Source organism: Methylobacterium sp. M6A4_1b (genome assembly GCF_053345175.1).
The window spans coordinates 52639-75855 of sequence record NZ_JBKEZQ010000005.1 but is presented as its reverse complement, the minus strand read 5'-3'; the positions used below and the strand labels follow the sequence as shown (position 1 = coordinate 75855).

Here is a 23217-nt window from a genome sequence, read left to right as displayed (position 1 = left end):
CAGCGGCATTTCTACGTTTTGAGGTTCAAACGCCTGTGGAGGCAGGCGAAGACCCCGCCCGCCTTATTTCTTGGTGGCCAGATAGGCGATCACGTCGTCAATCTTCTTGTCGTCGGGATAGCCCGCGAAGACCATTTTGGTTCCGGGCACCTTGGCCTTCGGATTCTTCAGCCACTCGTGCAGATTGGCCTCGTCCCAGGTGATCCCGGAGCCCTTGAGGGCCGCCGAATAGGTGTAGCCTTCCTCGGAAGCTGCCTTGCGCCCGACGACGCCCGTCAGGTTCGGCCCGACGCCGTTCTTGCCGAAAGCATGGCAAGCCTTGCAGGGCGCGAATGCCTTCTCGCCTGCTGCGGCATCGCCCTCTGCGTGCGCTGCCATCGGGAGCAGGGCGGCGAACAGGGCACCGAAGATCGTATACCGCATGGCGTTTCCTCTCAGATCGCTTTGGTGACCTGACATACGTAAAGCGCGACAATCGAAAGTAATCGGAACGATCAAGTCGTTCACGGCAACGTGATGAGATCGGATCGGATTAATCGGGACCTTCGTATGGTCGTCGACGGACCCGGTCCCTACCCTGATGCAAAGGCGTGCAAACGAACGCACTGGATGGAGCGATGCCGGTCCGCCCGTCCGACGTCTGTCAGTTCCTCGATCGCTCGGGATGGAGCCAAGCGCGCCTTGCCTGGGAGCTCGGCATCAATCAGCCACGGATTTCACGCTTCATCACCGGTATGAAGCGGCCGAATCGAGAGCTGGAGCGCGTGCTGGAGGTATTCTTCGCCGAGGATCCGCGTGCCGGAAAGTCCCTGCGGAGGAACCGGACGGCGCTGAGAAACACCGACGGCTCGGGATCGGGCCTCCCGTAGTGCGGCGCTCAGATGGCACGGCATTCATGCCGTTGTGGTATCGATCCATCCAGTCTTTGAGTTGGACGGGCGGCTCGGACGCGCCGTAGCCTTCGTCCTGCAAACGGTCGCCGAGGTCCCGACAGGGCGCTTACGAGAATGACCGATGTCCACCCAGGCGAAGGCCGGGTGGTCCGCTCTCAGGGAGAGACGCCATGGGCGCCGGTCTGGTCATGACCGCGGCGAAGCGGAGCCGTGTGCGGCTCCTCATCGTCACGATGCTGTTTATCGCCACCACCATCAACTATGCCGATCGCGCGACGCTCTCGATTGCTGGCCCGTCGCTCGCCAAGGATCTCGGCCTCGACGCCGTCTCCATGGGTTACGTGTTCTCGGCCTTTGCTTGGTCCTATGTCGTTGCTCAGTTGCCTGGCGGATGGCTGCTCGACCGCTACGGCGCCAAGTGGGTCTATGCTGGCGCCATCTTCCTGTGGTCGACCTTCACCCTCATGCAGGGGGCGGTGGGATTCTTCACCGGCTTCGCCGCGGTCGCGGTGCTGTTCAGCCTGCGCCTGCTCGTCGGTCTGGCAGAAGCCCCGGTGTTTCCGGCCAACGCGCGGATCACTGCGGCGTGGTTTCCCACCTCGGAGCGCGGCACCGCCTCGGCTTTCTTCAACTCGTCGCAATACTTCGCGACGGTGCTGTTCACTCCGCTGATGGGTTGGGTGGTGCACCATTACGGCTGGCACCATGTCTTCACGCTGATGGGTGCCCTCGGCGTCGCCTTCGCGCTGCTCTGGACCCAGGTGATCCATGGGCCGAAGGAGCACCCGGCGATCAATCAGGCCGAACGCGACTACATCGAAGAGGGTGGAGCCCTTCTCGACATGGATGGGCGTGGCGCGGGTACGCAGGCGGAAGCGGGTAGGACGATCAAGCAGCTTCTCTCGAATCGCATGTTCTTGGGTATCTATATCGGCCAGTACTGCATCACGACACTGACATACTTCTTCCTCACGTGGTTCCCGGTCTACCTCGTGAAGGAACGCGGCCTGTCGATCCTGCAGGCCGGCTTCGCCGCGGTGCTGCCGGCGCTCTGCGGCTTCATCGGCGGTATCCTTGGGGGCTGGCTTTCGGACCTGTTGCTCAAGCGCGGCTACTCGCTGACGGCCGCGCGGAAAATTCCCATCGTCGGCGGTATGCTGCTCTCGATGAGCATCATCGGCTGCAACTACGTCCAGGCGGATGCAGTGGTGATCGGCCTGATGGCTCTGGCGTTCTTCGGCAAGGGCATCGGGGCCCTCGGCTGGGCCGTGGTCTCGGACACATCGCCACGTTCCACCGGCGGTCTGAACGGGGGCCTCTTCAACACCTTCGGGAACACCGCCGGTATCACCACGCCGATCGCCATCGGCTACATCGTCCAGCAGACAGGATCGTTCAACGGCGCCTTGGTCTTCGTGGGCCTGAACGCACTCGTTGCGGTGTTCTGCTATCTCGTCATCGTCGGTGAGATCAAACGAGTGGAACTGCGCTAGACGGCGCCTTTCCCTCGGGCCGGCACGGAACCGCGGCCGTGGGGAAACCCTCGGCCGCATCGTCGTTGCGAGGCGTGATGCTCGATTTCGGCCAACTCCGCTGCTTTGCCGCCGTCGCGGAGGAATTGCATTTCGGCCGGGCCGCCGCACGGCTGAACATGACCCAGCCGCCGCTGTCGCGGCAGATCCAGGTTCTGGAACGGGTTCTCGATGTGCAGCTCCTCGATCGGACAAGCCGTTCGGTATGGCTCACCGCCGCCGGACGCAGCTTCCTGCCCGAGGCGTTGCGGATCCTGAGACTCGCAGAGACGGCGACATACGTGACGCGGCAGGTCGCTGCCGGACGAGCAGGCGTCCTCAAGCTCGGGTTCACCGCGGCCTCCGCCTATGATTTCCTGCCGCGCCTCGTCATCGCCTGCCGAAGCGCGATGCCGGACGTGACCCTCTCCCTGCGTGAGATGGTGACCAAGGATCAGATCGAGGCGATTCTTTCGGGGCAGATCGATGCAGGCTTCATCCGTCCGCCGGTCAACCATCCCGAACTCGAAGCCGAGCAGGCGCTCGCCGAGCCGCTGGTCGTCGCCCTGCCGGCGGATCATGCTCTGGCCGATCGGCTGACCCTCGGACTCCAGGATCTTCGCAGCGAGCCGTTCGTGGGCTACGCGCCACACGAGGCGAGCTACTTCCACGATCTGCTGATCGGTCTCTTCGCCGGGGCCGGCCTGCAACCACGCGTCGTCCAGCAACTCACGCAGATCCACTCGATCCTCGCGCTGGTGCGTGCCGGTATCGGGATCGCCCTTGTCCCGACGGCGGCCGAGCGCCTGCGCTTCGAGGGCATCGCCTTTCGGCCTCTGATCCTTGCGGTGCCACGACCGGCCGAGCTTCACTTGGCCTGGAAACGGGATAGCGACGTCCCGCTCCTCGCTCATCTCCGCGCGCTTCTGCACGAACTGAGCAGAGACGATCCACCGATCGATGCGATGCCGGCATCAATCGATCCACCCTTTGGCTTGGACTGGCATCGGCGGGATTCCTAGAACAGTGGACGCGAGACGGTGCGCAGACGCCGCAGTGGTTGGTTCGGGAGAATGTCCATGGCCTTCGATTCGACAGCCTCATCAGCGCGGGGCGCGTCCCGCACCCCGACCGTGACCGCCATGAAGGTAGTGCCGGTCGCCGGTCGCGACAGCATGCTGCTCAACCTCAGCGGCGCCCACGGCCCCTTCTTCACGCGCAATCTCGTCATTCTCTCCGATTCCGCCGGCGCCACGGGTGTGGGCGAAGTGCCCGGCGGCGAGCGCATTCGTCAGACCCTCGAGGATGCCCGCGACCTCATCATCGGCCGGCCGATCGGCGATTGGCAGGCGGTGCTCAACGCGATGCGCATGCGTTTCGCCGATCGCGATGCCGGTGGCCGAGGCCTCCAGACTTTCGATCTCCGCGTGACCATCCACGCCGTCACGGCCGTGGAATCCGCCTTCCTCGACCTGCTCGGGCAGTTTCTCGACGTACCGGTGGCGGCCCTCCTGGGCGAGGGCCAGCAGCGCGACGCCGTCGAGATGTTGGGCTACCTCTTCTATATCGGCGACCGCCGCCGCACCGATCTACCGTACCGGGAGCCGGAAGAGCGCAATGGCTGGTTCCGCCTGCGCGACGAGGAGGCCCTGACTCCCGACGCGGTGGCACGCCTCGCCGAGGCGTCCTACGAGACCTACGGCTTCAACGACTTCAAGCTGAAGGGCGGCGTCCTTTCCGGCGAAGAGGAGATCGCGGCGGTGACCGCGATTCACGAGCGCTTTCCGAAGGCACGGGTCACCCTCGATCCGAACGGTGCTTGGTCGCTCGGAGAGGCCATCGCGCTGTGCAAGGGCAAAGGCGACGTGCTCGCCTACGCGGAGGACCCCTGCGGGGCCGAGGATGGGTTTTCCGGCCGCGAGATCATGGCCGAGTTCCGGCGTGCCACCGGCCTGCCCACCGCGACCAACATGATCGCTACGGACTGGCGGCAGATGAACCACGCCATCCAACTCGGTTCGGTCGATATTCCGCTGGCCGATCCGCATTTCTGGACTCTCGCCGGATCGGTACGCGTCGCCCAGCTATGCCGCGATCACGGGCTGACCTGGGGTTCGCACTCGAACAACCACTTCGACGTGTCGCTGGCGATGTTCACTCATGTGGCCGCCGCCGCGCCCGGCCGGGTCACTGCCATCGACACGCACTGGATCTGGCAGGACGGCCAGCGACTGACGAAGGAGCCCCTGCAGATCAAGGGCGGCCTCGTGAAGGTGCCCGAGCGTCCCGGTCTCGGGATCGAACTCGATTGGGCCGAGGTGGAGGCCGCGCATGCGCTCTACCAGCGCCATGGCCTCGGCGCCCGCGACGACGCCGCGGCGATGCGGTTCCTGATCCCCGATTGGGCCTTCGACAACAAGCGCCCCTGCCTCGTCAGATGATCCCGCCCTGCGCGCGGAACGCAAAGCATCCTGGAGACGCGACGATGACTGACATCCTCACCAACCGCTTCAAGGCGGCCCTGAACGCCGGAGGGCAGCAGATCGGCCTGTGGTGCAGCCTCGCCAGCCCGATCTCCACCGAGGTCGTCGCCGGTTCGGGGTTCGACTGGCTGCTCCTCGACATGGAGCACTCGGCCAATGACCTGCGTGACGTCTACGCGCAGGTGCAGTCGATGATGGAGAGCCGGGCGCACGCGATGGTGCGGGTCCCGAGCGATGAGCCGATCACCATCAAGCGCATCCTCGACACCGGCGTGCAGTCACTGATGATTCCCAACATCGACGATGCCGACCAGGCGCGCCGTGCCGTCGCCGCGACGCGCTATGCCCCGCGCGGCGTGCGCGGCTTCTCGCAGGCACCTCGGGCCGCCCGCTTCGGCCGCATCCCCGATTACCATGCTCGCTGCGAGGCCGAGATCTTCGTCGCTGTGCAGATCGAATCGCGCCGTGCCCTGGACAACCTGGAGGAGATCGCGGGTGTGGAAGGCGTCGACGGCGTCTTCATCGGACCCGGCGACCTCTCCACCAGCCTCGGCTACCTCGGCCAGCAGAACCATGCCGACGTCGTCAAGGTGGTGCAGGACACCATCGCCCGCATCCGGAGTAGCGGCAAGCATGCCGGCATCCTCACCGCCAACGAGGAACTCGCCCACCGCTACATCGAGGCGGGCACCCGTTTCACCGCCGTCGGCTCGGATATGGGCCTGCTCGCCCGCACCTCCGAGGCACTCGCCGCACGCTTCCGCTGAAGCAAACACCTGGGAGACGGACATGAACGTCGGATTCATCGGCCTTGGTATCATGGGCGCGCCCATGGCCGGCCACCTCATCGCAGGCGGACACAGCCTCGCCCTCAAGACGCGTCGGCAGGTACCCGAGGCCCTGGTCTCGGCCGGCGGCAACGCCTGTGGGACCGCTGCCGAGGTCGCGGAGCGTTCAGACGTGATCATCCTCATGCTGCCCGACACACCCGACGTCGAGGCCGTGCTGTTTGGTGCGGACGGCGTCGCCGAGGGTGTCAAGCGCGGAGCGATAGTGGTCGACATGAGCTCGATCTCGCCCATCGCGACCCGTGACTTCGCCGCGCGGCTCGCCGAGCGCGGGGTGGATTACCTCGATGCTCCGGTCTCGGGTGGCGAGGTCGGTGCCAAGAACGCCGCGCTCTCGATCATGGTCGGCGGCAGGGCGGATGCCTTCGAGCGGGTCAAGCCGCTCTTCGACCTGATGGGCAAGACGGTGACGCACGTGGGCGATACCGGGGCCGGTCAAGTCGCCAAAGTCGCGAACCAGATCATCGTGGCGTTGACGATCGAGGCAGTGGCCGAGGGGCTGCTCTTCGCTTCGAAGGCCGGAGCCGATCCGGCCAAAGTCCGTCAGGCGATCACCGGCGGCCTCGCCACTTCGCGCATTCTCGAATTGCACGGCGAGCGCATGATCAAGCGGACCTTCGAACCAGGTTTCCGGATCGCCCTGCACCAGAAGGACCTGAATCTCGCCTTGGAAGGCGCCAAGTCCCTCGGCCTCGCCCTTCCGGGAACCGCACTGGCCCAGCAACTCTTTTCGGTCTGCGCCGCCAACGGCGCCGGAGACAAGGATCATTCCGCTCTCGTGCGCGCCCTCGAGATCATGGGCAACCATCCGGTGGCCGAGGGCTGACCGCTCCGAGCCTTCGCCCGTTCAGGTCCGGGCGAAGGCCGCCGCGTCGGCCACTTGCGCAGGCGTCGGGGTTACGCCGGTGTAGCGGATGAACTGTTCGAGGCCCTGCCGCACGAGGACCGCGTGCCCCGTGATGCAGAGCTTTCCCAGGCGCTCCGCGACGATCAGAAACGGCGTCTGCGAGGGTAGGGCCACGACATCGAAGGCCATCGTAGCGGCGGCGATCGTCGATTCCGGGAATGCGAGAGCCGCGGCGTCCGGGCCTTCCATTCCAAGCGGCGTCACGTTGATCAGGAGCGGTGCCGTCCGATCGCGAAGTTCGGTCGCGTGGGCGAATCCGCAGCGCTCCGCCAGGGCAGCGCCTGCCTCGCGGTTGCGCGCGATGATCGTCCCGTCCCGAAAGTCGGCGTCGCGCAGAGCCGCCGCGACCGCCTTGGCCATGCCGCCGGAGCCGCGGAGCAGGAAGCGCGTTGCCGGATCGATGCCATGCTGCGCCAGCAGGCCACGCACAGCGATGTAGTCGGTGTTTGAGCCGAGGAGCTGGCCGCCGTCGTTGACGATGGTATTGACGCTGTCGATCGCCCGCGCGGAGGGATCGAGAGCGTCGAGGAGGGGGATCACCGCTTCCTTGAACGGCATCGAGACCCCGCAACCGCGGATGCCGAGGGCGCGGATCCCGGCGACCGCTCCCGGCAGGTCACTTGTGGCGAAGGCCTTGTAGACGTAGTCGAGCCCGAGAAGCGCGTAGAGCCGGTTGTGGAAGCGCGAGCCGAAATGTCCCGGTCGCGCCGACAGGGACATGCAGAGAGTGGTGTCTCGTCCGATCAGGGGACGCTCGGGAAGTCGCGCGTCCGCGTGGTCGGCCGTCTCACCCACCCTCAGGGCTGCGAGCCTGCGAAGAACTTCGGGTTCAAGGCCGCGAGGCCGAGGAGCGGCGGGGGCATGACGACGCCAGCGACCCGCATGGCGCGCGCCGCTGCGCGGCATGCGGTCTGATCGTTCGATCCGGCGGCCGCCTCGATCTGCGCAACCACGGCCGGATCCGGCTTCGGGCTCGGTGCCGACGCACCGGTCGACGGTGGAGACTTCGCCGCGGCATTGGCCTGAGTCAGGACGGTCTTGCCGTCGCTCACCGGAGCCCGCGTATCGCTGGTCGGTGCCTTGGTGTCGGTGTTCGTAGGCCCGCTCAAGCCCGACTTCTGCTGCGGTTCACCCGCGCCCGTCGAGGGCTGCCCCTCGCTCTTGCCGGACGAATTGGAGACCGCGGTTGCCTGCTTCGCCGGCGTGGCGGCCTCTTGCTTCTTCTCCTCCGGCTTCTGCACGAAGGCGATCAATTCCTGACACAGGTTCGCCGGTCCCTTCGCGGGGGGCGTCGCTGGCGTAGGCGCCGCATCCTGCGCGAAGACCGCGGGCGCCACGAGGCAACTCGACAGGAGCAGCGCGATGAAGGGCAGGCGTCGGATCATCTTCGGTCCCCTGTGGTCCGGGCGCTTCGTAGGGTTCGGCGATCGAGGGATGGATCAGGACCGCTTCGGATGTGACGGCTCCCCGGTCGCCTTGCCGTGTGCCGACTCCCCGGTGTCGTCCGTTCTTGGATCGCCGGTCCATTTCTCCCCGACCAAATTGGTACCCGGTTCCGACACGCGGGCTCCGGACGTGGCGAAGGCCTGGTAGGCGAACTTCTGATTGCTCGTCAGGACGTACATCGCGGCAACGCCGAGACCGACGGCCGCGATGACGGCGAGGATGAAGGCTTTCATGATCGGTTTCCTCGTTGCCGTCCCGGCATTCTCAGGCAGCTGGAATGGTCATTCGGCAGCGGCGGGATGGCGCCCGGAAAGCTGTGGTCCGCTCGCGGTCTTCGCCTGCTCCTGCTCCACCCAGAGATCGTGATGGGCCCGTGCCCAGGCAAGGTCGACCTCGCCGCTCCCCATCGCGTCGTAGGCGCCCTTCATGCCGAGCGTACCGATGTAAATGTGCGCAAGGATGCCGGCGATGAAGGCGATGCCGATCAGCGAGTGGATCACCTGCATGACCTGCATGCCATTGATGTCGAGAAGCGCGAAGGGGAACAGCATCATCAGGCCGGTCACGCTCATGGCGGCACCAAAGCCCGCGACCATCCAGAAGACTCCCTTCTGGCCGGCATTGAAGCGTGCCGCGTGCGGATGCTTCTTGCCGATGAAGCCGCCGCCGGCCTTGATCCAGGCCCAATCGAGCCGGTTCGGGATGTTGTCCTTGATCCAGACGACGAACATCATCACCACGCCGAACATGAAGGGCCACGCAAGATAGACGTGGCTGTACTTGGCCCACTGGGCCAGCGCGCCGAAGATCTCGGGCCCGATCAGCGGCATCAGCAGACGTTTGCCGAAGATGTAGTTCAAGCCCGAGAGCGAAAGGATGATGAAGCAAACGGCCGTCATCCAGTGTGTGAAGCGTTCGAAGGTGTTGAAGCGCAGGATCCTCCGACCGGATTCCTGGCTGTGCTCCGTGAGGATGCGACCGCGCCAGAGGAAGAACGCACCGAGTGCGCCGATCATGCCGAGGATGAAGGCGGCACCGATCCACGGCAGGTAGTGCTCGCGGAAGGACTGGTACTCACGGCCCTGCGGCTGGATCAGGTTCGCGGCTTTCCGGTCTGGGATGCTGATTCGGCCAGTGATCTTGTCCGCGTTCTTGAAGAGAAATTCCTCGTTGACCGAATCCGCCGTGGGTTTTGCCCCCATCGGATTCTGCCCGTCCTGGGTGATCGGGTTCTGCGCCCACGCGGGCCCGAATGCCGCCGGCGCGGCCAGGAGCGTCGTGGCGACGACGAGGGTGCTGAAAAGCGTGACTGCCCGCCGCATCGGCGTTCCTTTCGATGAGGTATTTTTTGAGATCGCCGGAAGGGCTGGCGATCTCAGGGGCAACGGTGCGGCAGTTAAAGCGCCACGGTCTCGCGGTAGGCCGTCTTCCAGCCCCAGGCGCCGGAGCCGTAGCCGCGCTTGATCACGCGCTGCTTGTAGATCTCGGCGATCATCTCGCCGTCGCCGGCGAGTAGGGCCTTGGTCGAGCACATCTCGGCGCAGAGCGGCAGCTTGCCTTCGGCGAGACGGTTCGAGCCGTACTTCTCGTATTCCGCCACCGACAGGTCCGGCTCCGGTCCACCGGAACAGTAGGTGCACTTGTCCATCTTGCCGCGTGAGCCGAAGTTTCCGACGCGGGGATACTGGGGCGCGCCGAAAGGGCAGGCATAGAAGCAGTAGCCGCAGCCGATGCAGATGTCCTTCGAGTGCAGCACAACGGCATCGACCGTGGTGTAGAAGCAGTTCACCGGACAGACGGCGGCGCAGGGTGCGTCCGTGCAGTGCATGCACGCCATGGAGACCGAGCGCTCGCCGGGCTTACCGTCGTTCAGGGTCACGACGCGGCGGCGGTTGATGCCCCAGGGCACCTCGTGCTCGTTCTTGCATGCGGTGACGCAGGCATTGCACTCGATGCAACGGTCGGCGTCACAGAGGAACTTCATACGGGCCATAGTGGATACGCTCCTCTTACGCGGCCTTGATCTGGCACAGGGTACACTTCGTCTCCTGCATGCCCGTCACAGGGTCGAAGCCGTAGGTGGTCACCGAGTTCACGCTTTCGCCCAGCACCACCGGATCGGTGCCCTTCGGGTAGTAGTCGCGCATGTCCTTGCCCTCGTACCAACCCGAGAAGTGGAAGGGCATGAAGGCGACGCCCTTGCCAACGCGGTCCGTGACGAGCGCCTTCATCTTGGCCTTGGAGCTATTCTCGGCGCCGGTGACCCAGACCCAGGACCCGTCCTTGATGCCTCGATCGGCGGCATCGCCGGTGTTGATCTCGACGAACATGTCCTGCTGCAATTCGGCGAGCCAGGGGTTCGACCGGGTCTCCTCGCCGCCGCCTTCATATTCCACGAGGCGGCCCGAGGTGAGGATGATGGGGAAGTCCCTCGCCACGTTGCGCTCGACCGCCGCCTTCTGCACCGAGAAGCCGATATTGGGCATACGGAACTGCCGCTCGTCGGGCCGGGTCGGGTACTTCGCCACCAGATCGGGACGCGGCGAGTAGACCGGCTCGCGGTGCACCGGCACCGGGTCGGGCAGGTTCCAGGCATTCGCGCGCGCCTTGCCGTTGCCGAACGGAATAACCCCGTGGTCGAGGCAGACGCGCTGGATGCCGCCGGAGAGATCGGTGGCCCAGCTCACGGTATCGGGCTTGTCGCCACCGATCTTCAGGATCGTGGCGAGCTCGTCAGCACTCAGGTCTTTGTCCCAGCCGAGCTTCTTGAACACTCCGAAGGTGAATTCCGGATAGCCGTCGGTGAGATCGGAATCTTTGGTGAAGCTGTCCTCGGCGAGCAGGGTCTGGCCGTTGCGCTCTGTGCCGAACCGGGCACGGAAGGTGCTGCCGCCGTCCTTCACATGCAGCGAGGTGTTGTAGAGGATCGCGGTGCCGGGATGGCGCAGCTCCGGTTTGCCCCAGCAGGGCCAGGGCAGGCCGTAGTAATCGCCGCCCACCTCCGGGTCGTCCTTGGGCGCCCGAAGGGTGATGAGATCGAACTTGTGCTGGTTGCGCATATGCGCCTTCAGCCGCTCCGGGCTCTGGCCGCAATAGCCGGTCGACCAGCCGCCACGGTTGATCTCCCGCAGAAGGTCCTCGGCCGAAGGGACGTTGTTCTCGACCTTGATGTTCTTGAACAGTGTCTCGGCGAAGCCGAGCTTCTTGGCCAGGAGATAGAGAACTTCGTAGTCGTTCTTCGACTCGAAGGCCGGCTTCACGATCTGCTCGCCCCACTGGATGGAGCGGTTCGAGGCCGTCCGCGACCCTTCCATCTCGAGGGAGGTGCAGATCGGCAGCAGGTAGGTGTTGTCCTGCCGGGCGTCGAGGGCCGCGAAGGTGGTCGGATGGGGATCGGCGACCACCAGCAGTTCGAGCTTGTTCATGCCCTCGATCGCCTCGGGCAGACGGGTCACGGTGTTTCCGCCGTGGCCGAACACCATGAACGCCTTGATCGGGCTACGCTGATCGATCTGCTCCGGCGGCAGGTTCACGGCATCGAACCAGCGCGTCGAGGTGATGCCGGGCGCTTCCATGTTCTCCTTGCGCGAACGGGACTTGCGGCCGGCCGCGGCGGGAACTTCGTCGAAGCGAGACTGCAGCCACTCGTAGGGCACGTCCCAGACGCGGGCCCAATGGCGCCAGCCGCCTTCGACGAGACCGTAGTAGAGCGGCAGCGAGGTGACATCGAGGCCGAGGTCGGTCGCGCCCTGCACGTTGGTGTGGCCGCGGAAGATGTTCGCGCCGGTGCCTGGCTTGCCGACGTTGCCCGTGGCGAGACAGAGGATGCAGAGCGCGCGCACGTTGGCGGTACCGACCGTGTGCTGGGTCGCGCCCATGCACCATATCAGGGTCGCGGGCTTTTCCTTGGCGAACTTCTCCGCCACCCGGCGTAGCTGCTCGCCGGGCACGCCCGAGACACGCTCGACCTCGTCGGGCGTCCACTTGGCGACCTCCTTGCGGACGTCGTCCATGGCGTAGACGCGCTGGCTGATGAATTCTTTGTCCTCCCAGCCATTCTGGAAGACGTGCCAGAGGATACCCCAGACCACCGGGATGTCGGTACCGGACCGGATGCGCACGTACTCGGTGGCGTGGGCCGCCGTCCGGGTGAAGCGCGGATCGATGACGATCATGTTCGCGCGATTGATCTCCTTCCCGGACAGGACGTGCTGCATGGAGATCGGGTGCGCTTCGGCGGGATTGCCGCCGAGGATGATCATCGTCTTGGCGTTGCGGATGTCGTTGTAGGAATTGGTCTGGGCGCCGTAGCCCCAGGTGTTGGCAACGCCCGCCACCGTGGTCGAGTGACAGATGCGCGCCTGATGGTCGACCGAGTTCGTACCCCAGAAGGCGCCGAACTTACGCATCAGGTAGGCGGCCTCATTGGTGAACTTGGCCGAGCCGAGCCAGTAGACCGAATCCGCGCCGTTTTTCTCGCGGATGGCGGCGAGCTTATCGCCGATCTCCTCGACGGCCTGCTCCCAAGAGACGCGCTGCCACTGACCCCCGACGAGCTTCATCGGATACTTCAGGCGGCGGTCGGATGAAACCAGCTCACGGATCGCCGCACCTTTCGCACAGTGCGTGCCGCGGTTGATCGGGCTGGCGTAGGACGGTTCCTGGCCGACCCAGACGCCGTTCACGACTTCGGCCGTGACGGTGCAGCCGACCGAGCAGTGCGTGCAGACGTTCTTCTTGATCTGCACGTCCGGTGACGTGGCCGAGGACCCGGCGGCGCGTGCCTGGCGAACGGATCCGAGCTGGATGGTGCCGGCCGCGGCCAAGGCGCCGGCGGTGAGGCCGGACTTCTTCAGGAAGCCGCGACGGTCGAGCACGCCAGCCGCGAGGCCGGCGGCGACGGCCTGATGCTTGGTGCGGCTCGCGTCACCGCTCTTGCGCTTGGTCAGCATCGCAGGCTCACTTCTTTCCGGCGTTCGTGCTGTTCTGGAGAGTCTCGTAGCCGTTCGTCCGGTAGAACGCCTTCACCTCGTCGGTGAGGCGGTAGCGTGACCGGGTCTCGTCGGTGCCAGGATCGTAGGCCTGGGCCTCGGTGACCGACATGGGGGATGCGATGCCCGCGGCCGCCGCCACCGTGCCCCCGCCGAGCGCGCGGAAGAACTGGCGACGGCCGAGTTGGTCCTTCTGATCCTGTCCCACCGCTCAAACTCCTTAAGCGACTCTCGCCCAAATGGGCGGAACGCAATGATCCAAAGGAATGGATGCCTCAGGCATCCATCGCGAGAGCGGCCGCCTCGATATCGAGGAAAGCGCGCCCCAGCCCGCCCACCGGACGATAGAAGCGTGCCGACCCGGCGTGCTCCAGATCGGCGAAGAAGCGCTCGCCCCACGGCGCGATGTGCCGGAGGAAGAATGCCCGCGCCGCCCCGGGCTTCGCCACGAACCGTCCAGCCGTGAGGCCCGCCATCACATCGAAGAGAATCGCGAGGTGATCCTCGGGTTCGGTCGTCGCAGGGTCGCGCTCGATGCCGAGTCCCGTAAGATCTTCGCGAACCCGGGCAAGGGGACGCTCGTTGAGGAAGCCGGTCAGGTAGTAGGAAGCGTAGGGCAGAAGCTCCCCGCGTCCGACGCCAACGAAGAGGGAAAAGTATTCCCGCTCGATGGCATCCGCAGAAATCGTCCTGGCCGCAGAGGCGAGAGCGCCCACCTCCCGTCCGAGCACGCTGTCGCCGCCCTCGAGGCCAGCCAGCGCATCAAGGAGCTGTGACGTCGGAGAACGTCCGAGGAGGACGGCGAGAAGATCGTATTGCTGGGCGCGAAGGTAATCGACTTCATCCACGGCCAAGTTCGTTGCCTCGGCCGGGTCGATCCAGTCCGTCACGCCGATGCCCACTTCGGCTGAAGGCTCTGAAAACGACGCACCGGAACGCATTCGACTCCTCGACCCTTCCGGCCCCGCGCCGCTTCACGTGCAGACCGCTAAGTTTGGATTTATAATAAAAAGCGTTTCACGCGGCGGCAATCGCGTTTCTTCCGATTAGCTCGGCATCGCGCCGCCATGGCGTCGCAGGGGAGATACAATCGTTGCCGATTGAAACGTGCGGTTGGCTTTTTCCGAAGGATGACAGCCATCCTCGACAACGTGCGGGATTGGCTCGACCTGTCCTGGGAGCACCTGAGGCGCGCTGAGATCGACTTCCGCAACCGGCGCGACAACGAGTCCCGTCTCGCGCTCATCTTCCGGGCTCGCGGACGTTCCCGAGGCGGGTGGCGGGGCATGACCGGTCATGATCCGCTCGACCATGGCCTTGATGTCGTCTGTGGGCAGCATCGGACCCAGGCCAGGAACCCCGCCGGGCGTGTTCCAGTCATAGGCATAGTCCCGTGCTTCGCTGACGAAGTCACGAATTGCCGGATCAACGGACCACATCCTCCGCAGGGCGGCCTTTCGCAGTACCGCCGGAACACCGACTCGCAAAAAGGGCACGAGTTCGGTCTCGGCGGTCAGGTCCTCGATCTTGGGCAAGCGGGCGATCGCTTCCGCGAGGCTTTCGGCCTCCGTCGTCGCTTCCTGCGTGGCCTGTGCTTCGATCGTCGATTGAGCTTCGGGCGGGGTGGGGCGCCTCACCATCCCCGGCACCGCCTGCACGCGTTCCTGGCGACGAACCTCTCGCTTGCGCCGCGCCCAGCGCGACAGGATCCCTTCGCTCATTCGCCGCGCCCTCGACCAGGGCCACCGCGTGCCAGCGCTTCCGGGTCAGCGCGGTCGCGCTTGCGCTTCTCGAATTTCCGTTCGACGTGAAAGGCCTCGAAGAAGGCGAGCAGGACCGCCTGGCACTCCGCCGGCATCGGCACGGTCTCCACGATCTCACCGATGCCTTCGGCCATCGCCTCACCTTCGTAAGGATCCGCCGTCACGGTCGCGATCTCGTAGGCGTCCTCGCCAAGCTTCCGGAGGGCGACCCACAGGGAGGGTCGACCCGAAACAAGATTGTCGCGGTAATGGGAAGTTTCAGCAGGGTGCAGCAGTACCTCGTAGGCACCTGCATAGAAAACCGTCTCCTCCTCAGTCTCCGATAACGTCGTCCAGTCTGCCACAGGTGGCGCAGCCGGAAGCGCGGCGACGGGGAGCCAGGCATGCGTCGCCCAGGGGCCGCGCAGGCGCCGGCGAGCCACGAGGATGCCGACCTCGAAATGGTTCTGGGGCATGACTCGATCCTGCATGACCCGATCCTGCATGGGTTCATCCTGCATGGGTTCATGGGACATCTGCCCGCCGCTCATCGCATCGACGCATGTTGAATGGTTCGGCATCAGCAGGGCTCCTCATTCGTCCTGATGGGTAGCCCGACGATCAGGTTTTGCGGCTTCATCGTGACGAGGTTCGCCGCGTTCGCGGCCAGCAACAGGTAGACCGGCCGGTCTCCGATCGAGTCCTCCAGATGGCACCGATCCGCGAAGGTCAGGCTGAAGATCGCGATCATGCGCTCCTGATCAGCGTTCGACACCGTTTCGCCGCGCCACAGGGCGTTGCCGATCCGGGTCGCCTCAGCATCGAGGCCGACGAACCAGCGCCAATCGGGATCCTCCAGCCGGTCGAGAGGTGCGACCCGAACGTCGACGTTCAGGAGGTGTCCGACGAAGGCCTCGATCACCCGCGCGAGGCCTTCGCGGCTGCGCGCACTGGAGCCGAGATTCAGTGCCATCGAGAAGGCGTCGGACCGGCTCCAATAGCTCCAGGCATTGTCCTCGTTCAGAATGTCGAGCTCGTTCGCCGCGTCCTTGCCCAGCATGGCAACCAGCGGCGAGAGCGGGGCGCCGCCCTCTCGCGCTTCGATGACCTCGGCATCGGCCAAGAGAACGGCTCCGTCGAGACGGCTGATCCGCTGCGACCGGAACATCAACTCTGCGGCCCGCAGCACGAAGGGGTCGTCGCAGCCATCGAGGGCGTTGCGCAGGATCAGGTGCACGAGCTGATTGAGGAACAGCGAGGGGATTCCCTGCAATCCCTGGCGGACCATTGCGAGATAGGCTGCCTCGATCGAGCGTGCGTCGAGCAGTCGGTCGCGGAAGGCGAGGAGCACCTCCCAATTCTCTCGGGCATCCGAGTCCGTGATGGCCGCGACGGCCTCGGGAGGCACCGCGCGGCGCGGGTGCGCGAGCAGGTCGGCGTAGAGGCTGCGCTCCGCTGAACAGGCCTCCTCCGGCGGTACCAGCTCGGGACGAGCGAGATAGGCGAGGATCAGTTCATCGGTGACCGCCAGCCCGCCGCCCGCGGTGCGCTGCGTCAGGTGGTGGCCGCTGGAGACCCAGAACTCGGTCATCGCAGGGACTCTCCGTTTACCAAATGGGCCATGGATCAGGTCACCGAAGCCGGCGTAGCCCGCGCGAGACCGATGAGGTCGGCCCGCTCCTCGTGCTCCTCGTCATCGGTCTCCACGAAGCGGAAGGCGCGGGCATGGGCGTGAAGGCGGTCGGCACCGCGCGTTCCGGCAGTCCGCTTGTGGAGCGTCCGGAAGGCCTCCGAAATCTCGCCTGCTGTCTGGGTCCGATGCATCGCTACGACACTCCCGACCGGCACACCGCAGAGCGAGGCGGCGAAATCGATTTCTTCGCGGGCCGCCGTCCGCGCAGTTTCCCGGTTCGGTGCACCGAGACGTTCGTGGATGTGGTGGGCGAGGGCCTCCACCGCCGCGTCGCGCTCGGCCTCGGTGGCCTCGCTCACCACCACAAGTGTCGAGAATCCCAGGGAGGCGACCCCAACGAAGCCTGAGCGGAAGGCAGAGCGGGCCTTGCCTTCGAGCGATGTCAGGTCCTGGTCCCAGAACAGGAACGATCCCGTCACCGCCCACTCGCCCGGTTCGGCCGGATGCGCGAAGACGAAGGTGTCCGAGGGGTCGAGCCGCAGGGTGCGCGGCAGCTTAAGCGCCGTCATAGCCGAACCTTACCCGTCTCCGGATCGAGCCATGCGGATTCGCGCAGCAGGGATGCCAGGGGCCAGTGCTCGGACTCGCCGAGGACGACGTCGCCAGCGCGGTTGATGCGCACCGGCACGCCCGCCGGGGTGGGAAGGTGCGCCAGATAGCGCGCCGCGATTCCTTCGAATCCGTCTTCGGTCCAAACGGAGAACGTGCGGTTGAGATTGCGCGCGAAGCTCTCGACCAGCGCATCGCGGATGTCGGGCGAGAATCCTTCCTCGTCGAGCGCGGTCGAGCCCGGGGTGAGCCCCGGATCGCCGACCCCCGCCTTCGAGAGGAGTAGCATCGCGGAGAATACGAGCCAGTCCGGGACAGAATGCTCGTCGCAGCCGTCGGGCCAGCCCAGCCGCCCCCCACCGAGCCGCGCACCGTCGAAGACCAGCACATCAGGCCAGCCGAAGGTCAGCGGCATCTCGGGTGGCCCATGGGCACCGACCGCGTCGGCCAGCGCCGTCATGGCCGCGAGGAAGGCGCGCCGAGCCGAAGACAGCGGTTCCTCCGGTGCCAGGATCACCGCGACGTCAAGCACGTCCGCGCGCTCAGCGAGAAGCAGCGTCCCGGCGGCGTCGGACCCCTCGCATTTCGCCAGCGTCATCGCTTCACGGAACGCTCCGGCAGCGGGCGACACCGCCCGGGCGGTGAAGGCCGGAGGCAGAGCGAGGGCGGTTGCGGTCGTGGTGTGGCGCACTGTCATCAGGAGGCGAAAAGGAGCTCGGCGGTAGATTCAGGGTGACGGACGTCTGTCCACGACATGTTCTGCCGACGACGGCGCCACAAGGTACAAGGTGCGCGCGGGACGCGACGTCGCTGCGCGGTGATGGCGGATCGTAGTTTTGAACCATTCGAGTATATGGCATACGAACGACGACGCGAAGGGGCTCCGCCACGCCCGTGTATCCGTCGTCGCAATCCTTCCGTCGCTCGATCCAGGAGCCGTCCGTGTCAGACCGTATCGTATTCGCTTGCTCCTGCGAGAAGACGATGCCGCTCGATGCGGATGCGATCGGGCGCGGCTGCGCGGGCTCCCTGACACTCGCCGACCAGCTCTGTGGCCGCGAACTCGACCGGTTCCGCACCGCTCTGCAGGCGGGCGTGCCCGTGACGGTGTCCTGCACGCTGCAGTCTCCCCTCTTCGAAGAGGTCGCGTCCGAACTTGGCGCGGAAGACCGCGTCGCTTATGCCAAGATCCGTGAGACGGCAGGCTGGTCGTCGCAGGCGCGCGAGGCCGGTCCCAAGATGGCGGCCCTGCTCGCGGCCACCGCCGAGCCTCTCCCCGATGCCGTGACCGTGCCGATCGAGAGCCACGGCGTGGCGCTGATCTACGGTCGCGACGCCACCGCCATCGAGGTCGGACGCCGGCTCGCGGAACACCTCGACGTGACCGTGCTGCTGACCCGGCCCGAGTCCGTCGAGCCGCCGCTCCGCAACGAATTTCCGATCGTGCAGGGTACCGTCGCCGGGGGCAAGGGCCGGCTCGGCGCCTTCGAGCTACGGATCGACGACTATGCATTACCGGCGCCGTCATCCCGGTCGCAGCTCCTGTTCGGTCCAAGTCGCAACGGCGCCACGTCGACCTGCGACATCGTCATCGACGTGAGCGCAGGCACCGCCCTTTTTCCCGCTCACGAGGTCCGGCTCGGCTACATGCGGGCCGATCCACGCGACCCGGCGGCAGTCGAGCGCCTGATCGCGGAGGCGTCACACCTCGTCGGCACCTTCGACAAGACCCGCTTCGTGGATTTCCACGCCGACCTCTGCGCGCATTCGCGGTCACGCATCACCGGCTGCACCCGTTGTCTCGAGGTCTGTCCCACCGGGGCGATCACCTCGGCCGGTGATACGGTGACGATCGATCCCTACATCTGCGCCGGCTGTGGAAACTGCGCCTCGGTCTGCCCGACCGGAGCCGCCGCCTATGCCTTGCCGCCGGCCGATGCGCTGATGCGCCGCCTGCGGGTCCTGATGCTGGCCTACGAAGCGGCCGGGGGACGCGACGCGGTCGTGCTCTTCCATGATGGCGCCCATGGCGAACCCCTGATCGATGCGCTCGCCCGCCATGGCGACGGATTGCCGGCCCGGGTCCTGCCCGTGCGGGTGAACGAAATCACCCAACTCGGACCGGAATCCTTTGCGGCGCTCTTTGCCCATGGCGTGGCGGGCGTGCGGATCCTCGCCCGCGACCGCCCGAAGCACGATCTCGACAGCCTGCGCCGGGCGGCGGTTCTCGGCGACACCCTGGCGCGCGGCCTCGGCTATGGCGGCGCTACGGCCGACCCCGTCGTCTCGCTGATCGAGACGGATGACCCCGATACTCTGGGATCTGCACTGGCAGCGCTCACCACCGGACGGGCAACCCACGCGCCGTCACGGTTCATGCCCGTTGGCGGTAAGCGCGAGGTCCTGCGTTTCGCTTTGAACGAAATGCATGCGGCCGCGCCGGAGCCGGTGGCGCGGATAGCGCTCGCCGCCGGAGCACCGTTCGGCGGTCTGGACTTCCGCACCGAGGATTGCACCCTCTGTCTCGCCTGCGTCGGCGCTTGCCCGACTCATGCGCTCTCGGACAGTGCCGACCGGCCGTTGCTCGCCTTCGAGGAGAGCCTATGCGTCCAGTGCGGCCTGTGCGCCAATACCTGCCCCGAGAATGTCATCACGTTGCAGCCCGGGGTCGATTTCGAGGCTTGGGCGGCGCCGCGCCGGATCGTGAAGGAGGAGGAGCCCTTCGCCTGCCTCGCCTGCGCCAAGCCTTTCGGCACGCGCAGCACCATCGAACGCGTGGTGGAAAAGCTGCGCGACCGGCACTGGATGTTCCGTGGCGAGGCCGGCGAAGCGCGCGTTCAGGCGCTCATGATGTGCGAAGACTGTCGTGTCGAGGTCGCGGTGAATCAGGGCTTCGATCCCCATGCCGGACCCGAGCGCGATCGCCCGCGCACCACCGAAGACTACCTGCGTGAGCGGGCCGCCCGCGGCGAGGCGATCTAGCCGGAGTGATCACGGCCGTGAACTCCTGGACGTGGCGAAGCATGGCGCCTTGCGACCTCGAGCAAGTCGTCGCCCTCGCCGACCGACTGTTCCCGGACCATCCGGAGGAAGCGGCGCATTTCGCAGAGCGGCTGGCGCTGGGCGCCGGCCTATGCCTGACCCTCAGCAATCCGGCCGGAGACGTCGCCGGCTACGCCGTGGCGTATCCCTGGCCGCTGGGAGATATTCCGCCCTTGAACACATCGCCGGCGCCGGCGCCACCGGCGGAGGGGAGCGCCTACCTCCACGACCTCGGGATCGATCCGGCCCTCGCAAGATCCGGGCATGCCCGGGCCGGCCTCTCGATGCTGGTCGAGCGGGTACGTCGGGCCGGCCTCCGGGGCCTCGCTCTTGTCGCGGTCAACCGGACGGCGCCGTTCTGGCAGAGCCAGGGCTTCACGATCTGCGAGGCCAGTCCGGCGATGGCCGTGAAGGTCGCCAGCTACGGCAGCGAGGCGCGTTACATGATCCGGAACCTGTGACTCCGGCTCAGCGGATCGCCGTGGCGCTCTCCAGGAACTTCACCAGGGCTTCGCGGTCTTCCGCCCGGGTGATCGTTTGTTCCGGCATGCGCGTTCCGGGGGTGTAGCGGGCGGGGCCGACCTCGAAGAGTCGAGCAATGGATCGCGTGTCCCAGACGAGGTCCATAGCCTTCAGGGCGTCGGAGTAGCGGTAGCCCGGTGCGGTCGCGATCCGCCGGCCCATGATGCCGGCGAGCGTCGGACCGGCTCGGGGCCCGTCTTCGGGCTTGAGGGCGTGGCAGGCGACGCAGGCCCGGAACACCTCGGCCCCGCGATCCCCGTGATACGCGGCCAGCGCATCGGGCGGGCGCGGCATCGCAAGGGGGCCGATCGGCTCGCCGGTCAGCGCGTTCCACCGTCGAATGAGACGGTCGCTGCCCCCGGTGAGAAGTTCGCGTCCGTCTGGTCGCCAGGCGATGGACCAGACCGGGAGACCCGGACCGACGAGGCGGTGCAGGATCGTCCCTGCTCCACGATCGATGACGGCGACCGCGCCGCCGACCGTCGCCGCCGCGATCCGGGTGCCATCGGGGGAGGGCGCAAGGGCGATCACCGGGTTCGGCCCGGCCTCGACGGTCGCCCGGACCGTCCCGTCTGGGCGAAGGAGGCGTACGATTGCGTCTCCGCCCGCGACGGCGACCTCGCCGTCCGGGGTCACCGCCAGGGCGTTCAGGCTGGTGGGCAGCGTGAAGATCACTGGAACGCCCTGGCCATCTGCGGCAGACGGCCAGATCCGCAGTGTCGCGTCGTAGCCGGCGGTGACCGGTCGCCCGTCCGGCAGGAAGGCGACCGCATTGACGTTGCCCTGGTGTCCTTCGAGCACCCGCGCCGGACCACCGGCGATCGGCCGGATGCGTGCAGTCCCATCCCATGAAGCCGAGGCCAACAGCATCCCATCGGGGGAGATGGCGAGGCCTGCCACCGGCCCTGCATGCTCCGCGAAGATCCGCTCGGGCTCGGGCTGACCGGCGTGCCAGACGGCGATGCGGCCATCCTCCGAGGCCGTGACGAACCCGCCATCGGGCAGCGCCGCGACGGCGTTGACCGCTCCGTCATGGAAACGCAGGACGGTGAGCGCCGTCCCCGTGTCGATCGCCCAGAGGATCGCGGCCTGATCGAAGCCGCCGGAGATCGCGAGGCCGCGCGCGGGAGCAACGGCCAGGGCTCGGACCGGGCCGCCATGCCCGCGCATCTGCGGATAGGCCGCAGACGCGGACAGGCCGACGGCGAGGCAGCAGAGAGCGAGTGTCCGCAGGTCAGGTAGCCGCGACATCGAGGCTTTGATGATTTCCCGCAATGCTATTCCCGCAAGACGCACCGGCAGATCGGCTCGGCATTCGAAACTAGACGATCCACCTCGGCGATGTCCCTGCACAAGGACGGGACCCGGTGACGCGGTATGCTCGGGAGGTGCTTGATCATCGCCCGTCGATGGCGCATCGCTCGAGACATGATCGCTCCCGCCCGCAGCGCCGTCGCGACGGAGTCCGGTTCGTCCGCACCGGAAACCGGCCTACGTCTTACCGCGTCCTCGGCCCTGATGCCCCTGACGGAGGCCATTCGTTCGCTGACGGAACGGTTGGCACCGGTCGCTCCCGAGGCGGTTCCCCTCGGCGAGGTCGTCGGCGGGATCTGTGCCGACGATTGTCACGCGCCGCGTGCCATACCGGAATACCCGACCGCCCTGCGAGACGGCTGGGCCGTGCGTGGGGCCGATGTCGTCGGCGCCACGCCCTATGCCCCGATTCCCATTCAGCGGCAGCCATTCTGGGTCGAGGCTGGACACCGGTTACCGGACGGCGCCGATACGATCTTGCCGCTTGAGGCGATCGAGGGCCCGTCCGTCGTGGCCGATGCGCCGGTCGGTGAGGGCGTCCGTGCCGCCGCCGCGGAGGCCGCTTCCGGTGCCCTTCTGGTGGCGGCCGGTCAGCGGATCACACCCCTGCAGCGCCTGGCCGTTCAGGCGATTGGGATCGGAAGCGTGCCCCTGCGCCGTCCGCGATTGACCTTGATCGTCGCCGGAGCCCCGGACCGCGACACGCTGTCGCCTCTCCTCACAGACCTCATCGTCGAGGCGGGCGCGACGGTCGCCGAAATTGCGGTTGCTCGGACGCCGGAGGCGCTCGCGGACGTGCTCCGGATGCAGGACGGCGACGCCGTCCTTGTGATCGGCGGGACCGGGTTCGGCCGAGGCGATCACGCTGCCGCCGGACTCTCATTGGCCGGAATGCTTAAGGCACATGGAATCGCGCTGAAACCGGGAGAGACCACGGGCTTCGGCGAGGTCGGAGGACGGGCGGTCCTTCTGCTGCCGGGGCGACCCGATGCGGCGCTGAGTGCTTTCCTGACCCTCGGTCGCACCCTGATCGCGACGCTGTCTGGAGCCGTGCCCGTCGTCGGCATCTCCGCGCCCCTCCTGCGCAAGGTCGTTTCCACCATCGGCCTCAGCGAGGTCGTCTATGCTCGAAGGATGCCCGACGGGCTGCTGCCGCTCGGCGGGAGCGACTTGGCACTCACCAGCCTGATCCAGGCCGATGCGGCGATCCTGGTCGAGCCGGATTCCGAAGGATACCCGGCCGGCAGCATCGTCTCGGGCCTGCCCCTTTGAGCGC

Annotated in this window: 24 protein-coding genes; 9 read left to right on the top strand and 15 right to left on the bottom strand. The window is 66.5% G+C overall.

The features are described 5' to 3' along the window. Positions 1-63: 63 nt before the first annotated feature. Positions 64-423: a c-type cytochrome gene (locus tag ACLBWX_RS07170; protein ID WP_447676386.1), complete on the bottom strand. Its 360-nt coding sequence runs from the start codon at positions 421-423 to the stop codon at positions 64-66. A 194-nt stretch (positions 424-617) separates the two neighbouring features. Here ACLBWX_RS07170 and ACLBWX_RS07165 point away from each other — a divergent pair, with 194 nt between their 5' ends. From ACLBWX_RS07165 to ACLBWX_RS07140, 6 genes are all read left to right on the top strand, one after another. Continuing rightward, complete coding sequence (locus tag ACLBWX_RS07165; RefSeq protein WP_447676385.1) at positions 618-869, top strand: helix-turn-helix domain-containing protein; 252 nt, start codon at positions 618-620, stop codon at positions 867-869. A gap of 194 nt (positions 870-1063) precedes the next feature. Then, entirely contained in the window at positions 1064-2386 is a 1323-nt protein-coding gene (locus tag ACLBWX_RS07160; protein WP_447676384.1) for an MFS transporter, read from the top strand. Between the two features lie 77 nt (positions 2387-2463). Further along, entirely contained in the window at positions 2464-3426 is a 963-nt protein-coding gene (locus tag ACLBWX_RS07155; protein WP_447676383.1) for a LysR substrate-binding domain-containing protein, read from the top strand. A 57-nt stretch (positions 3427-3483) separates the two neighbouring features. Continuing rightward, positions 3484-4845, top strand: a complete 1362-nt coding sequence (gudD, locus tag ACLBWX_RS07150; RefSeq protein ID WP_447676382.1) for a glucarate dehydratase — start codon at positions 3484-3486, stop codon at positions 4843-4845. A gap of 44 nt (positions 4846-4889) precedes the next feature. After that, on the top strand, positions 4890-5654 hold the full coding sequence (locus tag ACLBWX_RS07145; RefSeq protein ID WP_447676381.1) for an HpcH/HpaI aldolase family protein: 765 nt from the start codon (positions 4890-4892) through the stop codon (positions 5652-5654). Positions 5655-5676: 22 nt separating this feature from the next. Then, entirely contained in the window at positions 5677-6561 is an 885-nt protein-coding gene (locus ACLBWX_RS07140; RefSeq protein ID WP_447676380.1) for a 2-hydroxy-3-oxopropionate reductase, read from the top strand. A gap of 21 nt (positions 6562-6582) precedes the next feature. Here ACLBWX_RS07140 and ACLBWX_RS07135 read toward each other — a convergent pair whose 3' ends face one another. From ACLBWX_RS07135 to ACLBWX_RS07075, 13 genes are all read right to left on the bottom strand, one after another. Continuing rightward, positions 6583-7437: a shikimate 5-dehydrogenase gene (locus tag ACLBWX_RS07135; protein ID WP_447676379.1), complete on the bottom strand. Its 855-nt coding sequence runs from the start codon at positions 7435-7437 to the stop codon at positions 6583-6585. A 2-nt stretch (positions 7438-7439) separates the two neighbouring features. Beyond that, positions 7440-8027, bottom strand: a complete 588-nt coding sequence (locus ACLBWX_RS07130) for a hypothetical protein (protein WP_447676378.1) — start codon at positions 8025-8027, stop codon at positions 7440-7442. 54 nt (positions 8028-8081) lie between these two features. Then, entirely contained in the window at positions 8082-8321 is a 240-nt protein-coding gene (locus tag ACLBWX_RS07125; RefSeq protein WP_447676377.1) for a hypothetical protein, read from the bottom strand. A gap of 48 nt (positions 8322-8369) precedes the next feature. Beyond that, on the bottom strand, positions 8370-9410 hold the full coding sequence (locus ACLBWX_RS07120; RefSeq protein WP_447676376.1) for a formate dehydrogenase subunit gamma: 1041 nt from the start codon (positions 9408-9410) through the stop codon (positions 8370-8372). A gap of 74 nt (positions 9411-9484) precedes the next feature. After that, positions 9485-10081: a formate dehydrogenase FDH3 subunit beta gene (gene fdh3B, locus ACLBWX_RS07115; protein ID WP_447676375.1), complete on the bottom strand. Its 597-nt coding sequence runs from the start codon at positions 10079-10081 to the stop codon at positions 9485-9487. 16 nt (positions 10082-10097) lie between these two features. After that, positions 10098-13040, bottom strand: a complete 2943-nt coding sequence (locus ACLBWX_RS07110) for a formate dehydrogenase subunit alpha (protein WP_447676374.1) — start codon at positions 13038-13040, stop codon at positions 10098-10100. Between the two features lie 7 nt (positions 13041-13047). After that, a complete protein-coding gene (locus ACLBWX_RS07105) occupies positions 13048-13287 on the bottom strand; it encodes a formate dehydrogenase (RefSeq protein WP_447676373.1) in 240 nt (79 codons plus the stop codon). Positions 13288-13354: 67 nt separating this feature from the next. Next, entirely contained in the window at positions 13355-14020 is a 666-nt protein-coding gene (locus ACLBWX_RS07100) for a TorD/DmsD family molecular chaperone (RefSeq protein WP_447676372.1), read from the bottom strand. A 105-nt stretch (positions 14021-14125) separates the two neighbouring features. After that, entirely contained in the window at positions 14126-14800 is a 675-nt protein-coding gene (locus ACLBWX_RS07095) for a DUF3306 domain-containing protein (protein ID WP_447676371.1), read from the bottom strand. Then, on the bottom strand, positions 14797-15312 hold the full coding sequence (locus tag ACLBWX_RS07090) for a DUF3305 domain-containing protein (protein ID WP_447676536.1): 516 nt from the start codon (positions 15310-15312) through the stop codon (positions 14797-14799). The genes ACLBWX_RS07095 and ACLBWX_RS07090 overlap by 4 nt, the downstream gene beginning before the upstream one ends. An 89-nt stretch (positions 15313-15401) precedes the next feature. Further along, positions 15402-16412, bottom strand: coding sequence for a DUF6352 family protein (locus tag ACLBWX_RS07085; protein ID WP_447676370.1), 1011 nt, complete (start codon positions 16410-16412; stop codon positions 15402-15404). 35 nt (positions 16413-16447) lie between these two features. Next, the gene (locus ACLBWX_RS07080; RefSeq protein ID WP_447676369.1) at positions 16448-17023 is read right to left on the bottom strand and encodes a DUF6505 family protein; all 576 of its coding nucleotides are present in this window, start codon (positions 17021-17023) and stop codon (positions 16448-16450) included. Then, positions 17020-17760 (bottom strand): biotin/lipoate--protein ligase family protein, encoded by a 741-nt coding sequence (locus tag ACLBWX_RS07075; RefSeq protein ID WP_447676368.1) that lies wholly within the window; start codon positions 17758-17760, stop codon positions 17020-17022. The genes ACLBWX_RS07080 and ACLBWX_RS07075 overlap by 4 nt, the downstream gene beginning before the upstream one ends. Positions 17761-18047: 287 nt before the next feature. Between ACLBWX_RS07075 and ACLBWX_RS07070 the strand changes: the two genes are divergently transcribed. Both ACLBWX_RS07070 and ACLBWX_RS07065 read left to right on the top strand, forming a co-directional pair. Further along, complete coding sequence (locus ACLBWX_RS07070; RefSeq protein ID WP_447676367.1) at positions 18048-20045, top strand: 4Fe-4S binding protein; 1998 nt, start codon at positions 18048-18050, stop codon at positions 20043-20045. Positions 20046-20086: 41 nt separating this feature from the next. Continuing rightward, positions 20087-20566, top strand: a complete 480-nt coding sequence (locus tag ACLBWX_RS07065; protein WP_447676366.1) for a GNAT family N-acetyltransferase — start codon at positions 20087-20089, stop codon at positions 20564-20566. Positions 20567-20573: 7 nt separating this feature from the next. On the opposite strand, the gene ACLBWX_RS07060 is transcribed toward ACLBWX_RS07065, so the two are convergent. Next, a complete protein-coding gene (locus tag ACLBWX_RS07060; RefSeq protein WP_447676365.1) occupies positions 20574-21878 on the bottom strand; it encodes a c-type cytochrome in 1305 nt (434 codons plus the stop codon). Positions 21879-22145: 267 nt separating this feature from the next. On the opposite strand from ACLBWX_RS07060, the gene ACLBWX_RS07055 reads away from it, so the two are divergent. After that, the gene (locus tag ACLBWX_RS07055) at positions 22146-23213 is read left to right on the top strand and encodes a molybdopterin-binding protein (protein WP_447676364.1); all 1068 of its coding nucleotides are present in this window, start codon (positions 22146-22148) and stop codon (positions 23211-23213) included. Positions 23214-23217: the final 4 nt, after the last annotated feature.

What these genes read in the sequence shown, in the direction of transcription:
- ACLBWX_RS07125 (WP_447676377.1), bottom strand. Translation starts at nt 8,321, where the DNA reads ATGAAAGCCTTCATCCTCGCCGTCATCGCGGCCGTCGGTCTCGGCGTT.
- ACLBWX_RS07130 (WP_447676378.1), bottom strand. Translation starts at nt 8,027, where the DNA reads ATGATCCGACGCCTGCCCTTCATCGCGCTGCTCCTGTCGAGTTGCCTC.
- fdh3B (WP_447676375.1), bottom strand. Translation starts at nt 10,081, where the DNA reads ATGGCCCGTATGAAGTTCCTCTGTGACGCCGACCGTTGCATCGAGTGC.
- ACLBWX_RS07075 (WP_447676368.1), bottom strand. Translation starts at nt 17,760, where the DNA reads ATGACAGTGCGCCACACCACGACCGCAACCGCCCTCGCTCTGCCTCCG.
- ACLBWX_RS07140 (WP_447676380.1), top strand. Translation starts at nt 5,677, where the DNA reads ATGAACGTCGGATTCATCGGCCTTGGTATCATGGGCGCGCCCATGGCC.
- ACLBWX_RS07065 (WP_447676366.1), top strand. Translation starts at nt 20,087, where the DNA reads ATGGCGCCTTGCGACCTCGAGCAAGTCGTCGCCCTCGCCGACCGACTG.
- ACLBWX_RS07170 (WP_447676386.1), bottom strand. Translation starts at nt 423, where the DNA reads ATGCGGTATACGATCTTCGGTGCCCTGTTCGCCGCCCTGCTCCCGATG.
- ACLBWX_RS07160 (WP_447676384.1), top strand. Translation starts at nt 1,064, where the DNA reads ATGGGCGCCGGTCTGGTCATGACCGCGGCGAAGCGGAGCCGTGTGCGG.
- ACLBWX_RS07145 (WP_447676381.1), top strand. Translation starts at nt 4,890, where the DNA reads ATGACTGACATCCTCACCAACCGCTTCAAGGCGGCCCTGAACGCCGGA.
- ACLBWX_RS07120 (WP_447676376.1), bottom strand. Translation starts at nt 9,410, where the DNA reads ATGCGGCGGGCAGTCACGCTTTTCAGCACCCTCGTCGTCGCCACGACG.
- ACLBWX_RS07055 (WP_447676364.1), top strand. Translation starts at nt 22,146, where the DNA reads ATGCCCCTGACGGAGGCCATTCGTTCGCTGACGGAACGGTTGGCACCG.
- ACLBWX_RS07060 (WP_447676365.1), bottom strand. Translation starts at nt 21,878, where the DNA reads ATGTCGCGGCTACCTGACCTGCGGACACTCGCTCTCTGCTGCCTCGCC.
- ACLBWX_RS07070 (WP_447676367.1), top strand. Translation starts at nt 18,048, where the DNA reads ATGCCGCTCGATGCGGATGCGATCGGGCGCGGCTGCGCGGGCTCCCTG.
- ACLBWX_RS07095 (WP_447676371.1), bottom strand. Translation starts at nt 14,800, where the DNA reads ATGAGCGAAGGGATCCTGTCGCGCTGGGCGCGGCGCAAGCGAGAGGTT.
- ACLBWX_RS07155 (WP_447676383.1), top strand. Translation starts at nt 2,464, where the DNA reads ATGCTCGATTTCGGCCAACTCCGCTGCTTTGCCGCCGTCGCGGAGGAA.
- ACLBWX_RS07100 (WP_447676372.1), bottom strand. Translation starts at nt 14,020, where the DNA reads ATGCGTTCCGGTGCGTCGTTTTCAGAGCCTTCAGCCGAAGTGGGCATC.
- ACLBWX_RS07110 (WP_447676374.1), bottom strand. Translation starts at nt 13,040, where the DNA reads ATGCTGACCAAGCGCAAGAGCGGTGACGCGAGCCGCACCAAGCATCAG.
- ACLBWX_RS07085 (WP_447676370.1), bottom strand. Translation starts at nt 16,412, where the DNA reads ATGACCGAGTTCTGGGTCTCCAGCGGCCACCACCTGACGCAGCGCACC.
- ACLBWX_RS07090 (WP_447676536.1), bottom strand. Translation starts at nt 15,312, where the DNA reads ATGCAGGATCGAGTCATGCCCCAGAACCATTTCGAGGTCGGCATCCTC.
- gudD (WP_447676382.1), top strand. Translation starts at nt 3,484, where the DNA reads ATGGCCTTCGATTCGACAGCCTCATCAGCGCGGGGCGCGTCCCGCACC.
- ACLBWX_RS07165 (WP_447676385.1), top strand. Translation starts at nt 618, where the DNA reads ATGCCGGTCCGCCCGTCCGACGTCTGTCAGTTCCTCGATCGCTCGGGA.
- ACLBWX_RS07080 (WP_447676369.1), bottom strand. Translation starts at nt 17,023, where the DNA reads ATGACGGCGCTTAAGCTGCCGCGCACCCTGCGGCTCGACCCCTCGGAC.